The following is an 18095-nucleotide window of genomic DNA, read 5'->3' as shown; positions in this document are numbered from 1 at the left end:
CCGAAGAAAGCGCAACTACAAATCGCCAAACTCAGACAATCTCAAACTCCAGATTGTGATTTTTCACCAAATCAAAGCTAAAATGGTCAACCACATTAGTATTGCTCAACTCCAGATTGTAAAAATCAACAAAATCCGCATCAAAATACGGCCCAGCGTGCCAAGTACCCACATCTAACTTAATAAAACAATTGCCCGGAATCCGAAAAGCAGCCATATCCTCTAAACTCGGTTTATAGCTATCCCCAGGAGGCGCAACCGCCATCAACCAATCCTTCCCCTCCAAAGAACCCAAACACTGAGTACATTGAATGTGTCGTGTAATTTTGCCAAACTTGCGACCTTTATGATGCAGCCGCATAATGTAAAATCTAGGAATACCATTTTGCAAATTTAACTGAGCATCCTCAGCATCGAAAGACTTGCCATCAACCGCCGCACAGATAACTTGACCGTAACTCCGAAAATTCTCCGGTGTCACCCATTGTGCGGATAACTGCTTAGTCGAAATTGATTCGCTCATAAATCCCAACACCCCTAGCTTTCTCCGTCATAAATATTCTAATATAAATAGTAAGAACACTGGATTTATACTCTGGGCGCAGCCAGGAACAGGCTTTGCCACTTGTTTCACAAAAAACTTAATTGATTTACTGCCCAAGCGCTACAGACAGTACCTATCTTCTGCTTCCTCTTCATTCTCTTCCTTCGTGTCCTTCGGTCTTCGCGGTTCGTTAAAAAGATATTAATTGAGCTCGATCGCCCAAAACACCCTTACAATCAAAATCAGCACACTGCTGCAAAAAACGAGCCGGAATATCAGGACGAGCACCCCAATGCAAATGCAAATAAGAAGCGTGCACCTGACAAACTCCCCAACCTTCAGCAACCGCCTCAACTTCCCCTCGCTTCCCATACCTCCAACTGTGATAAACTGGATTAGTCGGTTCCACAGTTAAATGCGATCGATGAAACTCATGTCCCCAAACCTCATCAAAAGCAGTTAACACCGAACTATCCCTCACCGCCACAGCTTCTCGGTATCCCAGCGTCAAACGCTTTCCCATCGCAGCAGCAGTTTCCAACACACCCACCCCTGGCCAAGAATTGCCATCGAAGTCTACAATAGAATCGCACAAATACATCAAACCGCCGCACTCCGCATAAGTCGGCATTCCCGAAAAAATAGCACTTTTTACCGCATCCCGAATTAAAACATTACCGCTCAATTTTTGAGCAAAAACTTCGGGAAAACCACCACCAAAATATAACCCTTGCACATTGTCAGGAAAAACAGCATCATCAAGCGGGCTCCAAAATACTAACTCCGCACCCAACTCTTCCAACAAATCAAGATTGTCCTGATAGTAAAAATTAAAAGCCCGATCGCGCGCAACTGCAATCCTCACTCCCAATTGTTTTCCTAAAGAGTTGACAACATCCTCTTTTTTAGTTATAATCCCGGAAGGGAGATTGTGTCTACCCAAAAGTTGCTCCGACCCCTCACCCCCCCCATTTCGAGTTGCAGCCAACAAAGGCAAAAGTTGCTCCCAGTCAAAACTAACAGCAGCCAAATCAGCCAGTTTATCGATCGCAGCATGAAGATTCGGCAACTCCTCAGCAGGAATTAGCCCCAAATGTCGATCGGGAATAGTAACAGCCTCATCCCTACGCAAAACGCCCAAAATCGGTAAATTGAGCGGTTGGAGAGCATCTTGAAGCAGTTCCAAATGTCGATCGCTCGCCACCCGATTCAGCACCAAACCAGCGAATTTAAGGTCAGGGTTAAAAGAACGAAAACCGTGCGCGATCGCAGCCACAGAACCAGAGAGCCTGCTGCAATCTATCACAAACAATACCGGCAAATTCAGCAAATAAGCAACATGAGCCGTAGAAGCAAAGGAAAAATCATAATTGCCTTCTTCTTTTCGATAATTAATCCGTGTATCCGTGTCAAAATCCGTGTCCTGGCTTCGTGATTCCTGATTCCTTCGACTCACTCCATCAAATAGTCCCATTACCCCTTCAACTAAGGCATAATCGACAGCTTGAATATGACGAGAAAAACACTTTTTTACATAAGATTCAGAGGTTAATATCGCGTCTAAATTCCGACAGGGCCGACCAGTTACAAAAGCATGAAACATCGGATCGATGTAATCCGGGCCTACCTTAAAAGATTGAACATTCAAGCCGCGACGGATTAAATAAGCTAAAAGGGCGATCGTTACAGTAGTCTTTCCCGCACCGCTGCGTTCGCCAGCAATTACTAAAGTCATAGTTCTAGATTAGTTACAAAAAATACATATTTAACGAACCGCGAAGACGCGAAGGGCGCGAAGGAAGAATGAGAAGAAGAGAGGTAATTTAGTGGCTTTTGGGAAGTAATTTAGAGTTTTGAGTTAAATAACATGATTAATTCAAAACTCATAACTCATAACTCATAACCCCTAAAAAAGTAGGGCAGACATTGCCTGCCCCACTGAATATTAACTCAATCCTTCTTCCTTCTTCCTTCTTCCTTCTTCCTTCTTTTTACCGCTTAGCTAACTTCAGCATTTGAGCCGTCACTGCCAAACTTTCTTCGTAAAGCACATCCCGGCCCCAACTCTGCAAGTGCTGGCCCAGCAAGTGTTCCGTCACCTGATCGAACAGAGGACTCACCTGGTTAAACCGATCGGTTTGAGCGCCACCCTTCGTTTCCATCCGCATACAGCCACCCACTTCCGAACATAGAACTGTACCGCAGTCAGCCTTTTCGTTCGTAGAATTCAAACGCAGAGCAATCAAATCGCCCGGGACATCGCCCGTATCAGCAGTAGGAATAGCAGCCAACTCGGCTTCTACAACCCGTTCGTCCGGCCCGGCGAACTTAATTCGCTTGATTTGGTAATCGCCCTCTTCTTGTTTGAAAGCAACCGGACGCCACTGAAGCCGGCTCGCCAGCCAACCCAAATACATCAGCGCTTGCGTAGAATTGTCCTGTTCGTAATCGATCGTCACCCGATCGATTTCCCGAATCGCAGCGCGACGTTCCGGGGCGTCAAAAGCCTCAGCAGCCAACTCCTGCCACGCGGCCAGCCGGCGCCAATTCAGATCCGCGATCGGAATTCCCTCCTCGATCAGACTTTGCATCAACAGCAATTCCGCTTCACACTCGGCAAAGCTGCTAGAGTCAACAATCACAGAACTGCTAATTGCCGCCAGTCGCTGGAACAAACCTCGATCGGCATCAGGATTCGCTTTCCACCACAGCAGCGTCGGCAAATCGGGGATCGTCAACGCCGTCACGATGCCGCTCACCCGTTCCAGCGCCTCTTCCGTACCCCGGAGCGTAATATACTCGCAGCAGATCAGATTGCCAGTGGTGCGCTTGTGGACAGGACAATAAGCAGCCACTTGAGCCTGCACGCCTGTATCTTCCCCCGCCGTCGGGCACAGAGCAATAATCCGGCAGGGATTGGCAGCCACGATCGCGTCAGCCACCCCCGAACCCCCGGAACCCAAACCACTCGATCCCATCTCCTCGCCATTGGAATTTTTGCGAGCCACTTCTTCCCGCAAAGTCGCCAGCAATTCAGCATTAGGTTTGCCAGTTCTCGGCAGCCCGTAAGCTTTTTGAGCCGCCCTGATGCTAGATGCCGTCATCGGCCCGGTAATACCGTCCACCGGCCCGTCGTAAAACCCCAGATCCGCTAATAACCGCTGAGTTTCTTCGGGTTCATAGACTACAAAAGTAAAAGTTGTTGCCCTACTAGCGATCGGAACATCCCCTTTCGACCCCGATTCTCTGTAACTTTCCCAGATTTGACTCAATTCGGCCTCTATCTGGTCGAGCGACACATCTTTAGGATTTTGCAGCGAAACTAGAGGCGGAGCTTTCATAGGTGTCATCGTCATAAATCTTCTCTCCCTTGTTATCAGTCATTACTCATTGGTTATTAGTCCTGGGTCATTAGTTAGTAGTTATTAGTTAGTAGTTATTAGTTAGTAGTTATTAGCTAATCACTAATACTAATGCTGACCAATAACGAATGACTAATAACTGCTGACCAATCACTCTTAAAGTCTGCGCCACTTGCGGCCGTCTCTGTTAATTAGCAGTTCTGCTTCCGCCGGTTCCCAAGTACCCGCTTCGTATTTAGGAACCAAATCTTGGTCGTTGGACGATTCCCACTCCATCAGAGCCGGTGTTACCACCCGCCAAGCTTCTTCCACTTCATCAGAACGGGTAAACAAAGTTTGGTCGCCCAGCATACAGTCAATTAACAGTCGATCGTAAGCATCCGAAGATGTCACCCCAAAGGAAGAACCGTAACTGAAATCCATATCCACCGTCCGCGTCCGCAAATCCGGCCCCGGCATTTTCGCCTCAAACCTCAGCGAAATCCCCTCGTTCGGATGCACGCGCATAGTCAAAACGTTAGGAGTAGTTTGTTGGGCCGCGGACTGAAAGATTAGCAGCGGAACTTCGCGGAACTGAATCGCAATTTCGCTAACTTTTTTCGGCAACCGTTTGCCGGTTCGCAGGTAAAAAGGCACTCCCTGCCAGCGCCAGTTGTCAATCATAAACTTCATCGCCACAAAAGTCGGCGTTGTCGAGTTGGGAGCAACCCCCGGTTCTTCGTGATATCCCGGCACCTGTTTGCCCTTCATCCAACCTGCGGAATATTGACCCCGAATCGCTGAGAAGTCCAAGTTATTCAAATCGGCCAAGCGAGTTGCTTGCAGAACTTTCATCTTTTCGGTGCGGATGCTGTCAGCGTCGAGCGAGTTCGGCGGTTCCATCGCCGTCAGACAGAAAATCTGCATCAAGTGGTTTTGCAGCATATCCCGCAACGCCCCAGATGATTCGTAGTAACCCGCCCGGTCTTCTACGCCTACTGTTTCTGCAACTGTAATTTGTACGTGATCGACAAATTGCCGGTTCCACAGGGGTTCAAAAATCGCGTTAGCAAACCGGAATACCATTAAATTCTGAACAGTTTCTTTACCCAAATAGTGGTCGATCCGGTAAACTTGCTGTTCTTGGCAAACCTGCTGCACCACTCGGTTGAGAGCTTTTGCCGAACTCAAGTCGCGGCCGAAGGGTTTTTCAATTACCAAGCGGTGTTTTGCTGGGTCAACCAACATTTGAGCCGCGCCCAGTTGCCTAATTGCTTCTGGGAAAAAGTTCGGGGAAACTGAGAGATAAAATATGTGATTGCCGCGAGTTCTCCTTTCTTCGTCGAGTTCCGCTAAGAAAGCTTTGAGTTTTTGATAGCTTTCCGGGTTGTCAATGTCGCCGGGACAGTAGTACAAACCTTTAGCGAAATCTTGCCAAAATTCTTCATTGCCAATGCCGCCGCCAAATTCTTCAATGCCTTCGCGCATTTGCTCTCGGAAGTAATCGTGACTCCAAGGGCGGCGGGCTACTCCCACGACGGTAGTTTCCGGGGGCAAGCGCCGATCGCGCTTCATCTGATAAATTGCAGGTACCAGTTTGCGCTGGGTGAGATCCCCTGAAGCTCCGAAGATTACCAGAATTTGTGGTTCCGGCACCCGTTCTTTTCGCAAACCGACGCGCAGTGGATTTTCAAGTAGCGTTACCATTATTTATTTTCCTTGTTCTAGTGGTGTTAACCCTGCCAAGACACCATGATAGTTTGCGGTCATTTCTGCTAGTTGCTGGGTGAGAGAGTTAATCGATTCTTAATACTGCTAGAGGAGGCAGAGGATTTTGCTCTCTAGGAACTATGACATCCATTAATCTCAAAATTCCTAGAGAGGATTTAAGACTCAGCATTTAAGAACCCAAATAATTATCTATTCCGATTCCTAAATGCTTCTGCCTTTCAGGATACAGATATCTGCCTAAGCGACGGGTGACAACTTCTGGACTTTCTCTTGCAAGGAATCCATCAGGGATTGGAAGGGCCCGACAAATTTTGCAATCCCATCGAGGAGCAAGTCTTCCATCACTTTGTCCAAGTTGATGTCAATGTCGGGATCTTGGAGACTTTGGATCAGCGTGTAAGCTTCTTCAACGTTGTTCTCAATCCGGGGTGCGACATCGCAGTGGTCGAAACAAGCTTCCACGGTGTTCGGTGGCAAAGTGTTAACGGTCTCCGGGCCGATTAGTTCATCGACGTACATGACATCGCTGTAGTTGGGGTTTTTGGTGCTGGTGGAAGCCCACAGCAAGCGCTGCACTTTCGCTCCTTTGGCTGCTAAAGCTTGCCAGCGATCGCTCGCGACGATCTCTTTATACTTCTGGTAAGCTATCTTCGCATTGGCGATCGCCACTTTCCCCTTCACCGCTTCCAGTCTAGCTTTTGTGGAAATATCTGTGACATTTTTGAGTTTCTCGTCAATCTTGCCATCGATATTAATGTCGATCCGGCTCAAGAAGAAACTGGCAACAGAAGCAATATTGCTCACATCCAAACCTTTAGCCACCCGCGCTTCCAAACCGCGAATGTAAGCCCAGAAGGTTTCGACGTAGCTGTCAACGGAGAACAGCAAAGTCACGTTAACGTTAATGCCTTCGCTGATGACTCGCTCGACTGCGGGCAAACCTTCAGCGGTTCCCGGAATCTTAATCATCACGTTTTCTTTGCCGAGGGCTTGGTAATAGCGCATGGCTTCGCTAATCGTGCTTTCTGTGTCGTTGGCGATCGTCGGTGGCACTTCAATGCTAATGTAACCGTCCAAACCCTTCGACTCTGCGTAAACTGGAGCGAAGATGTCGCAAGCGTTGCGGATATCTTCAAATACCAGAGATTCGTAAATGTCCATTACAGATTTACCCGCCCGGATGCCCGCTTCGATATCCGCGTCGTAAATCACATTACCCGCGATCGCTTTCTCAAAAATAGCCGGATTAGATGTAATCCCGCGCAGTCCCCGACTTTCAATCATCTGTTTGAGTTCGCCCGACTCGATCAGATCGCGAGTCAAATTGTCCATCCAGATGCTTTGGCCAATTTCTTTGATTTCTAACAGGTGATTCGTTGGCGTTGCCGTCATTACTGTAACTCCTACAATTTGATAGTTGATAATTTGGAATTGAAAATTGGAAAGTGAAAATTGGGAATTGCTAAGTCAAAATTAGGAATTGCTAAGTCAAAATTGGGAATTGGCAATTGGGAATTGGCAATTGGGAGTTGAAAGTTATAAGTTAAAATCCTCTTCCTTCTGCCCTCTTCCTTCTGCCCTTTTCCTTCTTTCTTCTTCGCTCTTCCTTCACCCTTGGACTGTTCTAGGATTGCGCGCTCGATCTTGAATAAAAGACTCGACCATCGCTACATTTTCTTTACTGCCGATAATCAAGGGCGATCGCTCGTGCAGCTTGGTCGGCACTACATCCAAGATGTCTTGAATACCTGTACTTGCCCGCCCGCCGGCTTGCTCCATCAAAAACGCCAAAGGAGCCGATTCGTAGAGCAAGCGCAATTTGCCCTCGGGGTTTTTCACCGTTCCGGGGTACAAAAACACGCCTCCCTGGAATAAAATCCGGTGGAAATCTCCCACCAAAGCCCCGCCGTACCGGGCGCTGTAGCCTTCGCTACGGTGTACGTAGCGAATGTAATCTCTCAAAGATTCCTCCCACTGCCAGAAGTTGCCTTCATTAACGCTGTAAATCGGGCCGCGATCGGGAACCTTAATGTTTTCGTTAGCTAGAATAAACTCGCCCAAACTGGGATCGAGGGTAAAGGAATGAACGCCCTGACCGATCGAATAAACCAGCATGGTACTCGGGCCGTAGAGTACGTAGCCGGCCGCTATTTGTTTGTGTCCGTGTTGCAGCAAGTCGGAAGCAGAACCGTCTTCATCGTCCCCCTCTTGCTTGCGGATGCTGAATATGGAACCTACATTGAGATTGATGTCAAGATTGGAAGAACCGTCTATGGGGTCGTAGAGCAGACTGTAACGCCCGATCGGACAGTTTTCGGGAATGTAGTAGGGTTTTTCCATTTCCTCCGAAGCCAAGCGGCAGACAAGTCCGCTTTGCTGGAATACCGAGATAAACACTTCATTGGCATAGATATCCATCTTTTTGACGGATTCTCCCTGCACGTTCGTAGCCCCTGTAAACCCCAAAGCATCTGCCATTAATCCGGCTCTGCTAAGTCGCCTGGCGATCAGCTTGGCCGCCAGCCCGATGCGATTCATCAGGGCACTCAGATCCTGAGCATCTGTTGAAAAGCTGTGAAGTTGCTGGAGTACGTGACGGGATAAAGTTGTGCAATCGCGGTCTAAGGATTGCACCTGATCGATCGGGCCCAGGCGGGTTTCCCCTGTCGGCGCGTTTACCATGATTTTGATGTTCTCCCTGTCTTGCTGCTCTAGATTTGGGTTCGATGGAGTCCTTGACACTTGCTCCTGAATCGGCTAAAAGACCGATCGTCCCCCAACTTCTATCTTAGGAAGGGTTTTGCCAAAGGGCGTCGAACTTTAGGTGAATTTTAGATCCGCATCGAAAATTGAGGAGTTCGATCGACTGTTGAGCCGGAAAGTGTATCAAAAATCACTATAATTTTTTATTAACCGCAGAGGACGCAGAGGGCGCTGAGAGAGAAAGTGGCGATAGAGAAGCCTACGAACGTTGGCTAGCATCTCAAAAAGACCGACAACTTCCTTTGCGCGAAGAAGATGTAGAACCTATTGTTAATTTGCCGGAATTGCTTGCAGGCATTTACGATCGCGCCGGCTATGATTATCGGCTCGATTACGATCAAGATCCCGTACGTAAATTTTCGCCAAAGGTGATATGACACTCCAAAATTCTGGGTAAGGTATCCATAGAAATACGGTAATTGAAATTTAAGCAAATATACAGAGTCCGTCATTGACTTTTCTATTGACTTGTTTGAAATATACTCAAACACTCAATTTACATTGCATAAATTTTTCAAGACTTGGGTTACAAAAACCCAAATATAAAATGTTTCTTGGTACTCATCAACCCAGGATAATGCTATGGATATTGTCGAACAAATTCCCCATAACTTAGTCAAACACTATCAAATTAAAAAGCTACTCGGAGAAGGCGGTAGTAGCACAACTTATGAAGCCGTTGACCTCCAAACACACCAGCGAGTCGCACTCAAAGCTTTGTCTTTACAGAAGATGAATGACTGGAAAGTCCTGGAACTCTTTGAACGAGAAGCCAATGTTTTATCAAAATTGAATCATCCGGGAATTCCGCGTTATTTGGATTATTTTTATGTCGATACTCCCGATAACCGTTGTTTTTATATAGTACAAGAACTGGCCCAAGGGCAATCTCTAGCCAGTTTAGTCGAAAATGGCTGGCACGCTAGTGAACCTGAAATTCAACGCATTGCAACACAAATTTTGGAGATTTTAGTTTATCTCCATTCACAGACACCACCTGTGATCCACCGGGATATTAAACCAGAAAATATTGTTTTCAAATCGCCGCTCGATTCCCACAAAGAAAAAGACTGGGCAGTCTGCTTAGTAGATTTTGGAGCAGTGCAAAACACTTATTACAATACTTTAATGCGAGGAAGTACCGTAGTTGGAACCTATGGTTATATGGCTCCAGAACAATGTCTCGGACAAGCCGTACCTGCAACAGATTTATATGGTTTAGGAGCGACATTGTTGTATTTACTAACCCACCGTTCCCCCGCCGAATTACCAACAAATATACTAGAGAAAGATTTTCGCTCTCAAATTCAGATTTCTTCAGCATTTGCCGATTGGTTAGGAAAAACGATCGCGCCAGATTTAGAAAACCGCTTTCGATCGGCAAAAGAAGCGCTTGAATCTCTTCGCAATCCTCGAATAGTTAACGTTAAATCCAATCCGACGCAATGGAAAAAGCGCCTCAAAATAGGAATTGCTGCTATTGCTACTGTTGCTGTTTTCAATCACTTTAAATATCCCATCCTCAACCGGATTGGATTTACCCCCAATGCAGTTGTCGAGGCTGCCAGCCAGGGAGATACTAACACTATTAGGCATTATCTGGATCTTGGTATTAGTGCCAATAGCAGGATAGGCGATCACAACTTACTACACTTTGCTGGCTCAAAAGAGGTGGCAGAATTGTTAATTGCCAAGGGTGTAGATGTCAACGCTAAGGGTACACATGGCGGTACCCCATTACACATCGCTGCTATGTTCGATCGCATAAAAGTAGCACAGACGCTAATTGCTAAAGGTGCAGATATTAACGCCAGGACAGGAAGTCAATATTTTAATAGAACTCCTCTGTTCTTTGCCCGATCGCCTGAAATGGCCAAGTTGCTGATTGCTAAAGGTGCGGATGTCAATGCCAAAAACAAAAATGGCTTGACTCCTCTACATACGGCGCGATCGAAGGCGATCGCACAAATACTACTCTCTGCGGGCGCAAAAGTTAACATCAAAGAAGAAAATGCCCGAAATGGCAAGGGTACAACTTTATTACATAATGCAGCCAAAATAGGTTTTAAGGAGTTGGTACAACAGCTAATTAAAGACGGTGCAAATGTGGCGATTCTGGATAGTGAAAAAAGAACTCCCCTGCATCTTGCTGTGGATCGAGGATCTCAAGATATCGCTGAACTGCTAATTGCTAATGGCGCAAGGGTTAACGCTAGAAATGCGAACGGTCAAACTCCATTGTATCGAGCGATCGCGATCGGACACAATGAGATTGCTGCACTGCTAATTAACAACGGTACAGATGTCAATAATATAGATGGATCTGGCACAACTCCACTGCACAAAGCCGCACATTATGGCACTGTAGAAATCTTAAAATTGCTGATTGCTAAAGGTGCAGAAATTAATATCCAGGATAATCAAACAAAAACTCCACTGGATATCGCCGTAGACCTGAAACTTCAGGATACAGTGGCGCTGCTAATTAGTAAAAACCCAGATGTTAATAGTGAAGACAAAGAAGGCAGAACTTTACTGCATATCGCTGTCGATTTCAAACTTGAGGATGTAGCCAAACAACTCATTGCCAAAGGTGCATTCGTTAATGCCAAAAATAACTTGCTTCAAACTCCCCTGCATCTTGCGGTTGCTCAAGGCTCTCAAGATATCGCTCAACTGCTAATTGCTAATGGCGCAAGGGTTAACGTTAAAAATGAGAACGGTCAAACTCCGTTGTATCAAGCGATCGCGATCGGACACAATGATATTGCTGCACTGCTAATTAAAAACGGTGCAGATGTTAATAATAGAGATAAGTGTGACACAACTCCCCTGCACAAAGCCGCACATTATGGCACTGTAGAAATCTTAAAATTACTGATTGTTAAAGGTGCAACAATCAACGCTACAAACTGCTATGGCGACACGCCCCTAAAGATAGTAGAAACCAACTGGAACCCCGACGGAGAAGCAGCAGCCAAAATACTCATATCTCGCGGTGCAACCTACTAATCATCCACAATCAACTCAGGCACAAAAATATGAAAACACTACAACAATCGGAAAAAATCATTGCTGAAAGATATCGCATTATCGGCAAATTAGGACAGGGTGGAGTTGGAATCACCTATGCTGCTGTAGATTTAAACAGCAATCAAAAAGTTGCACTCAAAGCTTTATCCCTGCGTCTGACAACTGAATGGAAGAAAATCGAGTTATTTGAACGAGAAGCAAAAACTTTATCGGGATTGAATCATCCGGGAATTCCTCACTACATTGACTACTTTCAAGTTGATACTTCTCAAGATCGTTGTTTTTATATCGCCCAACAATTCGCACCGGGAAAGTCTCTCGCACAGTGGATAGAAAATGGCTGGAAACCAAATGAAGCGCAAGTGCGTCATATCGCCTATCAATTGCTAGAAATTCTAACTTACCTGCAATCGCTGTTACCTGCTACTATCCACCGAGATATTAAACCTCAAAATATTATTCTGCAAAAAAATGGGCGAGTCTTCCTAGTGGATTTTGGCGCAGTTCAAAATACTTACCATCATACCGTTACTGGAGGCAGTACCGTTGTCGGAACCTACGGTTACATGGCACCAGAACAATTCAGAGGAAAAGCTGTATTGTCAACAGATTTGTATGGATTGGGAACCACGCTGCTTTTCTTGTTAACCCAGAAATTTCCATCGGATTTGCCCAGACAAAAGCTGAAGGTAAAATTCCGCGAGATCGTCTCTATTTCTCCAGAGTTTGCCGACTGGTTAGAGAAGGTAATTGAACCTGCAATTGAAGATCGATTTAACTCAGCAAAAGATGCTTTGTCAGCGCTGCGAGGGGAACAGCCAAGCGGGAATAATCCCGACAAAATGTTTAAGCGATCGCCCCAATCCCGAATTACTTTAATTGACACTAAACGGTGGTTATTAATCAAGATACACCCCGATCGTTCACCTAGCAAACTCAAGTGGTTTTTCCAGTTCATTCATCTGAGTTATAAATTTTTACTTCCATTCTCTTTGATTCTGGGATTTGTTCTATCTAGCTTGTATTGTGAATACACTACAACCGATTGGCTACAGAGATTATCTGGGCTATTTTTCAATATATCAATCCTGGCTATAACAACATTTACCCTATTTTATGCTTTGATGTGGTTGTGTAGGACTGATTATCGTCAATTCACTAGACCAATTCAAATCCGTCCTCAAGATATCCAGCGGGTAAAGTTGAGGGGAATTCATCTGCCATTGCTCAAAAAATCGATGACTTTTTGCGGGATTCGCGCCAAGTCGCGTAACTATTGTTTTGGCTTATTTTTGCCGCAAGCTGAGAAAGAATGGTTGGTAGGGGAATTGAATGATTGTTTAAGTAAACTAAAATAAATCATTGTTGTTATCCACAGATTTGATAAAAAACCCGTTTTTTTTTTCGGAGTGCGTGGGTTAAGTAAGCTGTTCTGCATTTAACTTGTATATCAAAAAATAATCAAACTCTTGTGGGGTGGGCGTCCCGCCCGCCCTGAACCTAAAATTTAAATGCGCGACAGCTTAAATGCGGAAGTATAGAAGATTTTATGTACTAATTTAGGCAATAATAATAATCAAAAAATCCTGGATCGGGCATGAGAATAAAACTATAAATAATCTCGATATTTATGAAATATGACTGCAAAAGGGGAAGCCGATCGCACTTCTGGAATAGGTTGCTCAAATGATTACTAGAGAGTAGCGATCGCGTTTTCGATTGGTTATGCTTGACTCAGGGCGATCGTTTCTGCCAGTTTACTGACAAACAAAAATAAAGATGTTTGTGCTTAAATACCGTTAAGGCAAGAAATATCTCGCCCTGATTGGGGTAGTGTCGTTAAGCTCCTGTATCTCCTAAGCGTGAAGGTTCCATTGATGAGCATTTATCCTTTAAAGAAAAAAACTATCCTGTTTTTGGCTGCCAACCCCAAAAATACCACCCATGTGGACTTACAGAAAGAGGCGAAGGAAATTGCAGAGGGGTTGCAACGCTCTAAAAAGGCCGACAAGTTCCAACTGGAGCAACAGTGGGCGGTGACGCCAAGAGAAATGCAGCGAGCCGTATTAGATTATAAACCAGAGATTGTACATTTCTCTGGGCATGGTGCAGGAGAAGGCGGTTTAGCCCTAGAAGATGGCATGGGGCAGATTAAGCTAGTAAATGCCAAGGCTTTGGCAGCTTTGTTTGAGGCGTTTAATGAGTACGTGGAGTGCGTCATACTCAACGCTTGCTATTCAGAAGTGCAAGCGGCTGCGATCGCACGTCACATTCCATACGTTATCGGCATGAAGCAAGCGGTGGGAGATAACGCCGCACGAGAATTTGCTGTAGGTTTTTACGATACGTTGGCGGCGGGGGAGTCGATCGAACGTGCCTATAAGTTGGGTTGCGTTAGCATCAGCATGGCAGGGATTCCAGAAGAACTTACTCCGGTATTAAAGAAAAAGTCGGATTTTTCGGAGTTGGATGCAGCAGAGCGATCGCGCGATGCTTCTGTTGGTGATATCGTTGAGGAGTCGCCGCCGATAGTGGAAAATGCGCGATTCTTGATCGTCGCACCTCCCGTTGCTCTTCTCAATTTAGATAACCCAGAAGGTTCTGTTAGTTTAGATTCACCCCTATATATTGATCGACCTCCCATTGAATCGGAGTGCTACGAAACTATTGTAAAACCCGCAGCTTTAATCCGAGTCAAAGCCCCCCGTCAAATGGGAAAAACTTCCTTAGTGCAGCGAATTTTAGACCACGGCAAGGAACAGGGATATCAAACGGCTTATTTAAACTTTCAATCGGCTGATGGCAGTTCCCTCACCAATATAGATGAGTTGTTGCAGTGGTTTTGTGGTGAGATTACCAATGAATTAAATTTAGAAGATAGGTTAGGAGAATATTGGAAAGGGGTTCTCGGCAGTAAAAATAAAAGCACGAAGTATTTCCAACGCTATCTACTATCGGACAGCGATCGGCCTGTTGTTTTAGGGTTAGATGAAGTCGATCGGATTTTTGAGCATTCCGAAATAGCCACCGACTTCTTTGGATTATTACGAGCTTGGCACGAGCGGGGAAAAAATGAGCCTATTTGGAAAAAGCTGAGGTTAGTCATTTCTCACTCTCAAGAAGTTTATATTCCTCTTAATATTAATCAGTCGCCATTTAATGTGGGATTGCCCATAGAGTTACCTGAACTCAACCAGAGACAGGTAACAGATTTAGTGAATCGACACCGATTAAATTTGTCAAATCAAGAGATTGGTGACCTGATGGAAATGGTGGGCGGTCATCCTTATTTAGTTAGAGTTGCTCTCTACCAAGTTGCCAGGGGGAGAATTACCTTAGAGCGCTTGCTAAAAGTCGCTCCTACTGAAGAAGGCCCTTACTACGATCATTTACGACGGCATTTAGTTAACTTGGAAACAGATGCAGAACTAGCAGCAACAATTAGACAAGTGATTAACAGCGAACAACCTGTAGAGATAAAAACCGGAGAGGCTTTTAAATTGCGAAGCATGGGGTTGATCAAATTTCAGGGAAATGCTGTAATGCCATTGTGTGGTTTGTATCGTCAATATTTTCGCCATCGCCTAGCCTCTCCCCAACCGAATATGACTGCTGTGCAACAAACGAATAACCAATCAAGTTTGAACTTAGAGAGTAATTTAGGAACTATAATTTTCTCGGATGTTGTTAATTCCACCGCTTTATCCGCTGCAAACCAAAAGCTGACACTAGAATTAGTGAATCGAGATTTCAGGATCATCCGAGACATCTGCGATAGATATCAAGGCAAAGTCCTTAAAGAAATGGGCGATGGTTTATTAATTTTCTTTCCAGAAAGTGCCGTAAAAGCAGTCGCCTGTGCCCTAGAAATACAGCGAAGTCTCGCCGAAGCTGCTACAACCTTACCTGCGAGTCATGTCCTCCAACACCGGATTGGTATTCACTTGGGGGAAATCTTCTTTTTTAATAATGATATCAGGGGGACTGGTGTAAATTTAGCTGCTCGTTTAGAAGGGAAAGCAGAGCCAGGAGGAATCTGTATTTCTGAAACAGTTTATCAAGTCGTTAGAACCCACTCAGATTTAAATGTGATTGACTTAGGCTTGCAAGAGTTAAAGGGAATTCCTGAACCTGTACGGCTGTACAAATTGATTCCTTAATTTTGTGACTTTCCACCTATGAATTAACAAGAACCTATGAAAGATTATCAATATCAAGTTGGAGGGAGCCTGCCTGCAAACGCCCCAACTTATGTCACTAGAAAGGCGGATGAAGAACTTTATCAAGCTTTAAAAGCAGGAGAATTCTGCTATGTTCTTAATTCCCGACAAATGGGAAAATCGTCCCTGCGAGTGCAGACAATGCAGCGTTTACAAGCAGAGGGAGTTGCCTGTAGTAGCATTGATATCACAGAAATTGGCACCTCAGATATTACGCCAGAAGAATGGTATGCAGGGGTGATCGATAGCATCATCAGCCGATTAAATTTGTATGATGTTTTTGATTTAGATGAATGGTGGGAGGAGAACAGTTTACTATCGAATGTTAAACGATTTAGTAAATTTATTGAAGAAGTATTGCTCAAAAACCTCTCAGAAAATATAGTAATTTTTGTCGATGAATCGGACAGTTTAATCAGCTTGAATTTTAAAATAGAAGATTTTTTTGCTGTAATTCGTGATTGCTATAATAATCGAGCTGATAAACCCGAATATCGTCGATTAACATTTACGATGTTAGGGGTAGCCACTCCATCAGATTTAATTCAAGACAAGCGACGAACTCCTTTTAATATTGGTCGAGGGATAGAGTTAACGGGGTTTCAATTAGCAGAAGCCCAACCTTTGGCAGTTGGGTTAGACACTCAAGCAGAAAATTCTCAAGCTTTATTAGAAGCAGTCTTATATTGGACGGGTGGACAGCCATTTTTAACCCAAAAAATTTGTAAAATACTGCTTGATAGTGCCAACTCTACACCCATTAAACATCCTGCTGAGTGGGTAGAAAGTTTAGTCCTAGAAAAGGTGATTGAAAATTGGGAAGGACAGGATGAGCCAGAACATTTAAAGACGATTCGAGGACGCATTTTACGCAGCGAACAACGGGCAAGTCGGTTGCTGGGAATTTATCAGCAAATTTTACAAAATAATGAAATAGCGGCTGATGATACTCCCGAACAAATGGAACTGCGATTAACTGGGTTGGTGGTTAAGCAATCTGGTAAACTTAAAGTTTATAACCCAATTTATCAATCGGTTTTTAACCTTGATTGGGTAGAAAAAGAATTAGCTAATCTCCGTCCTTACAACGAAAGTTTTAAAGCTTGGATAGACTCTGATTACCAAGATGAATCGCGGCTGTTGCAAGGTCAGGCATTACAAAATGCTCAAAATTGGGCAAGTAGTAAAAGCTTGAGCGATTTGGATTATCAATTTTTAAGCCTTAGTCAAGAAATAGACAAGCGAACAATTCAAACAGAATTGGAGGCCCAGAAGAAAGCAAATCAAATTTTAGCGAAAGCTCGACAAAAGGCGAGTTTGATTAGTTGGCTTTCCTTGGGTGTATTTATTTTTTCTCTAGCTGCGACGATGATAGTTAGTAGCCAAATACTGAAAGCAGCGGGCGTAAAATTAAAAACTGCATCTTCCAGAGAAAAACTTGTTTCTGGTCAAGGATTCACCGCATTACTGGAAGCATTGCGGGCGGGGCAACAACTCAAACAACTTAATAGATTACTCTGGGAAAAGGACGACACTGAAGCGGAAGTGTTAGATGCCTTGATGCAAACGCTTTATGCTACCCCAGAACACAATACTTTGTCAGGTCATCAGGAATCTGTTTATAGTGTGAGTTGGAGTCCCGACGGTCAAACTCTAGCTACTGCAAGTGATGACAAGACGGTGAAACTCTGGAGCAAACAAGGCAAACTCCTTTTCACTCTTAGCGGTCATCAAGAAGGTGTCTCTAGTGTGAGTTGGAGTCCCGACGGTCAAACTGTGGCCTCTGCAAGTTATGACAAGACGGTGAAACTCTGGAGTAAACAAGGCAAACTCCTCTTCACTCTTAGCGGTCATCAGGAATCTGTCGATAGTGTGAGTTGGAGTCCCGACGGTAAAACTCTAGCTACTGCAAGTTATGACAAGACGGTGAAACTATGGAGTAAACAAGGCACACTCCTGCAAACTCTTAGCGGTCATCAAGAAGCTGTCTCGGTTGTGAGTTGGAGTCCCGACGGTCAAACTCTGGCTACTGCAAGTGATGACAAGACGGTGAAACTCTGGAGTAAAGGAGGCAAACTCCTCTTCACTCTTAGGGGTCATCAAGAATCTGTCTATAGTTTGAGTTGGAGTCCCGACGGTCAAACTGTGGCCTCTGCAAGTGATGACAAGACGGTGAAACTCTGGGGTAAAGGAGGCAAACTCCTCTTCACTCTTAGCGGTCATCAAGAATCTGTCTATAGTTTGACTTGGAGTCCCGACGGTAAAACTCTAGCTACTGCAAGTGGTGACAAGACGGTGAAACTCTGGAGTAAAGGAGGCAAACTCCTCTTCACTCTTAGCGGTCATCAAGAATCTGTCTGGAGAGTGAGTTGGAGTCCCGACGGTCAAACTCTAGCTACTGCAAGTGGTGACAAGACGGTGAAACTCTGGAGTAAAGGAGGCAAACTCCTCTTCACTCTTAGC

Annotated in this window: 11 protein-coding genes; 5 read left to right on the top strand and 6 right to left on the bottom strand. The window is 44.9% G+C overall.

The window, feature by feature from the left end; translation table 11 throughout:
- Window positions 1–31 precede the first annotated feature (31 nt).
- From QUA62_RS13285 to fbp, 6 genes are all read right to left on the bottom strand, one after another.
- Complete coding sequence (locus QUA62_RS13285; RefSeq protein WP_333404549.1) at window positions 32–523, bottom strand: ureidoglycolate lyase; 492 nt, start codon at window positions 521–523, stop codon at window positions 32–34.
- Between the two features lie 211 nt (window positions 524–734).
- On the bottom strand, window positions 735–2279 hold the full coding sequence (locus QUA62_RS13280) for a cobyrinate a,c-diamide synthase (RefSeq protein ID WP_333404547.1): 1545 nt from the start codon (window positions 2277–2279) through the stop codon (window positions 735–737).
- Between the two features lie 256 nt (window positions 2280–2535).
- Window positions 2536–3900 (bottom strand): glucose-6-phosphate dehydrogenase assembly protein OpcA, encoded by a 1365-nt coding sequence (gene opcA, locus QUA62_RS13275; RefSeq protein WP_333404545.1) that lies wholly within the window; start codon window positions 3898–3900, stop codon window positions 2536–2538.
- 162 nt (window positions 3901–4062) lie between these two features.
- Entirely contained in the window at window positions 4063–5592 is a 1530-nt protein-coding gene (zwf, locus tag QUA62_RS13270; RefSeq protein WP_333288673.1) for a glucose-6-phosphate dehydrogenase, read from the bottom strand.
- 261 nt (window positions 5593–5853) lie between these two features.
- Entirely contained in the window at window positions 5854–7008 is a 1155-nt protein-coding gene (tal, locus tag QUA62_RS13265) for a transaldolase (RefSeq protein WP_333404543.1), read from the bottom strand.
- Window positions 7009–7224: 216 nt separating this feature from the next.
- Window positions 7225–8298: a class 1 fructose-bisphosphatase gene (gene fbp / locus QUA62_RS13260; protein ID WP_333404541.1), complete on the bottom strand. Its 1074-nt coding sequence runs from the start codon at window positions 8296–8298 to the stop codon at window positions 7225–7227.
- A gap of 323 nt (window positions 8299–8621) precedes the next feature.
- Between fbp and QUA62_RS13255 the strand changes: the two genes are divergently transcribed.
- The 5 genes from QUA62_RS13255 to QUA62_RS13235 form a co-directional block, all read left to right on the top strand.
- Window positions 8622–8756, top strand: a complete 135-nt coding sequence (locus tag QUA62_RS13255) for a DUF4058 family protein (protein WP_445242804.1) — start codon at window positions 8622–8624, stop codon at window positions 8754–8756.
- Window positions 8757–8961: 205 nt separating this feature from the next.
- On the top strand, window positions 8962–11391 hold the full coding sequence (locus QUA62_RS13250) for an ankyrin repeat domain-containing protein (protein ID WP_333404539.1): 2430 nt from the start codon (window positions 8962–8964) through the stop codon (window positions 11389–11391).
- Window positions 11392–11420: 29 nt separating this feature from the next.
- On the top strand, window positions 11421–12770 hold the full coding sequence (locus QUA62_RS13245; protein WP_333404537.1) for a serine/threonine-protein kinase: 1350 nt from the start codon (window positions 11421–11423) through the stop codon (window positions 12768–12770).
- A gap of 519 nt (window positions 12771–13289) precedes the next feature.
- Window positions 13290–15572 (top strand): AAA-like domain-containing protein, encoded by a 2283-nt coding sequence (locus QUA62_RS13240; RefSeq protein ID WP_333404535.1) that lies wholly within the window; start codon window positions 13290–13292, stop codon window positions 15570–15572.
- 36 nt (window positions 15573–15608) lie between these two features.
- Window positions 15609–18095, top strand: a 2487-nt coding sequence (locus tag QUA62_RS13235; RefSeq protein WP_333404533.1) for a WD40 domain-containing protein, incomplete at its 3' end; no start/stop codon positions are given.

It is taken from the genome of Microcoleus sp. MON1_C1, assembly GCF_036701945.1.
Lineage (GTDB): Bacteria > Cyanobacteriota > Cyanobacteriia > Cyanobacteriales > Microcoleaceae > Microcoleus.
Note: the sequence above shows the minus strand (reverse complement) of the source record. Positions and strands in the feature narration are given on the sequence as shown.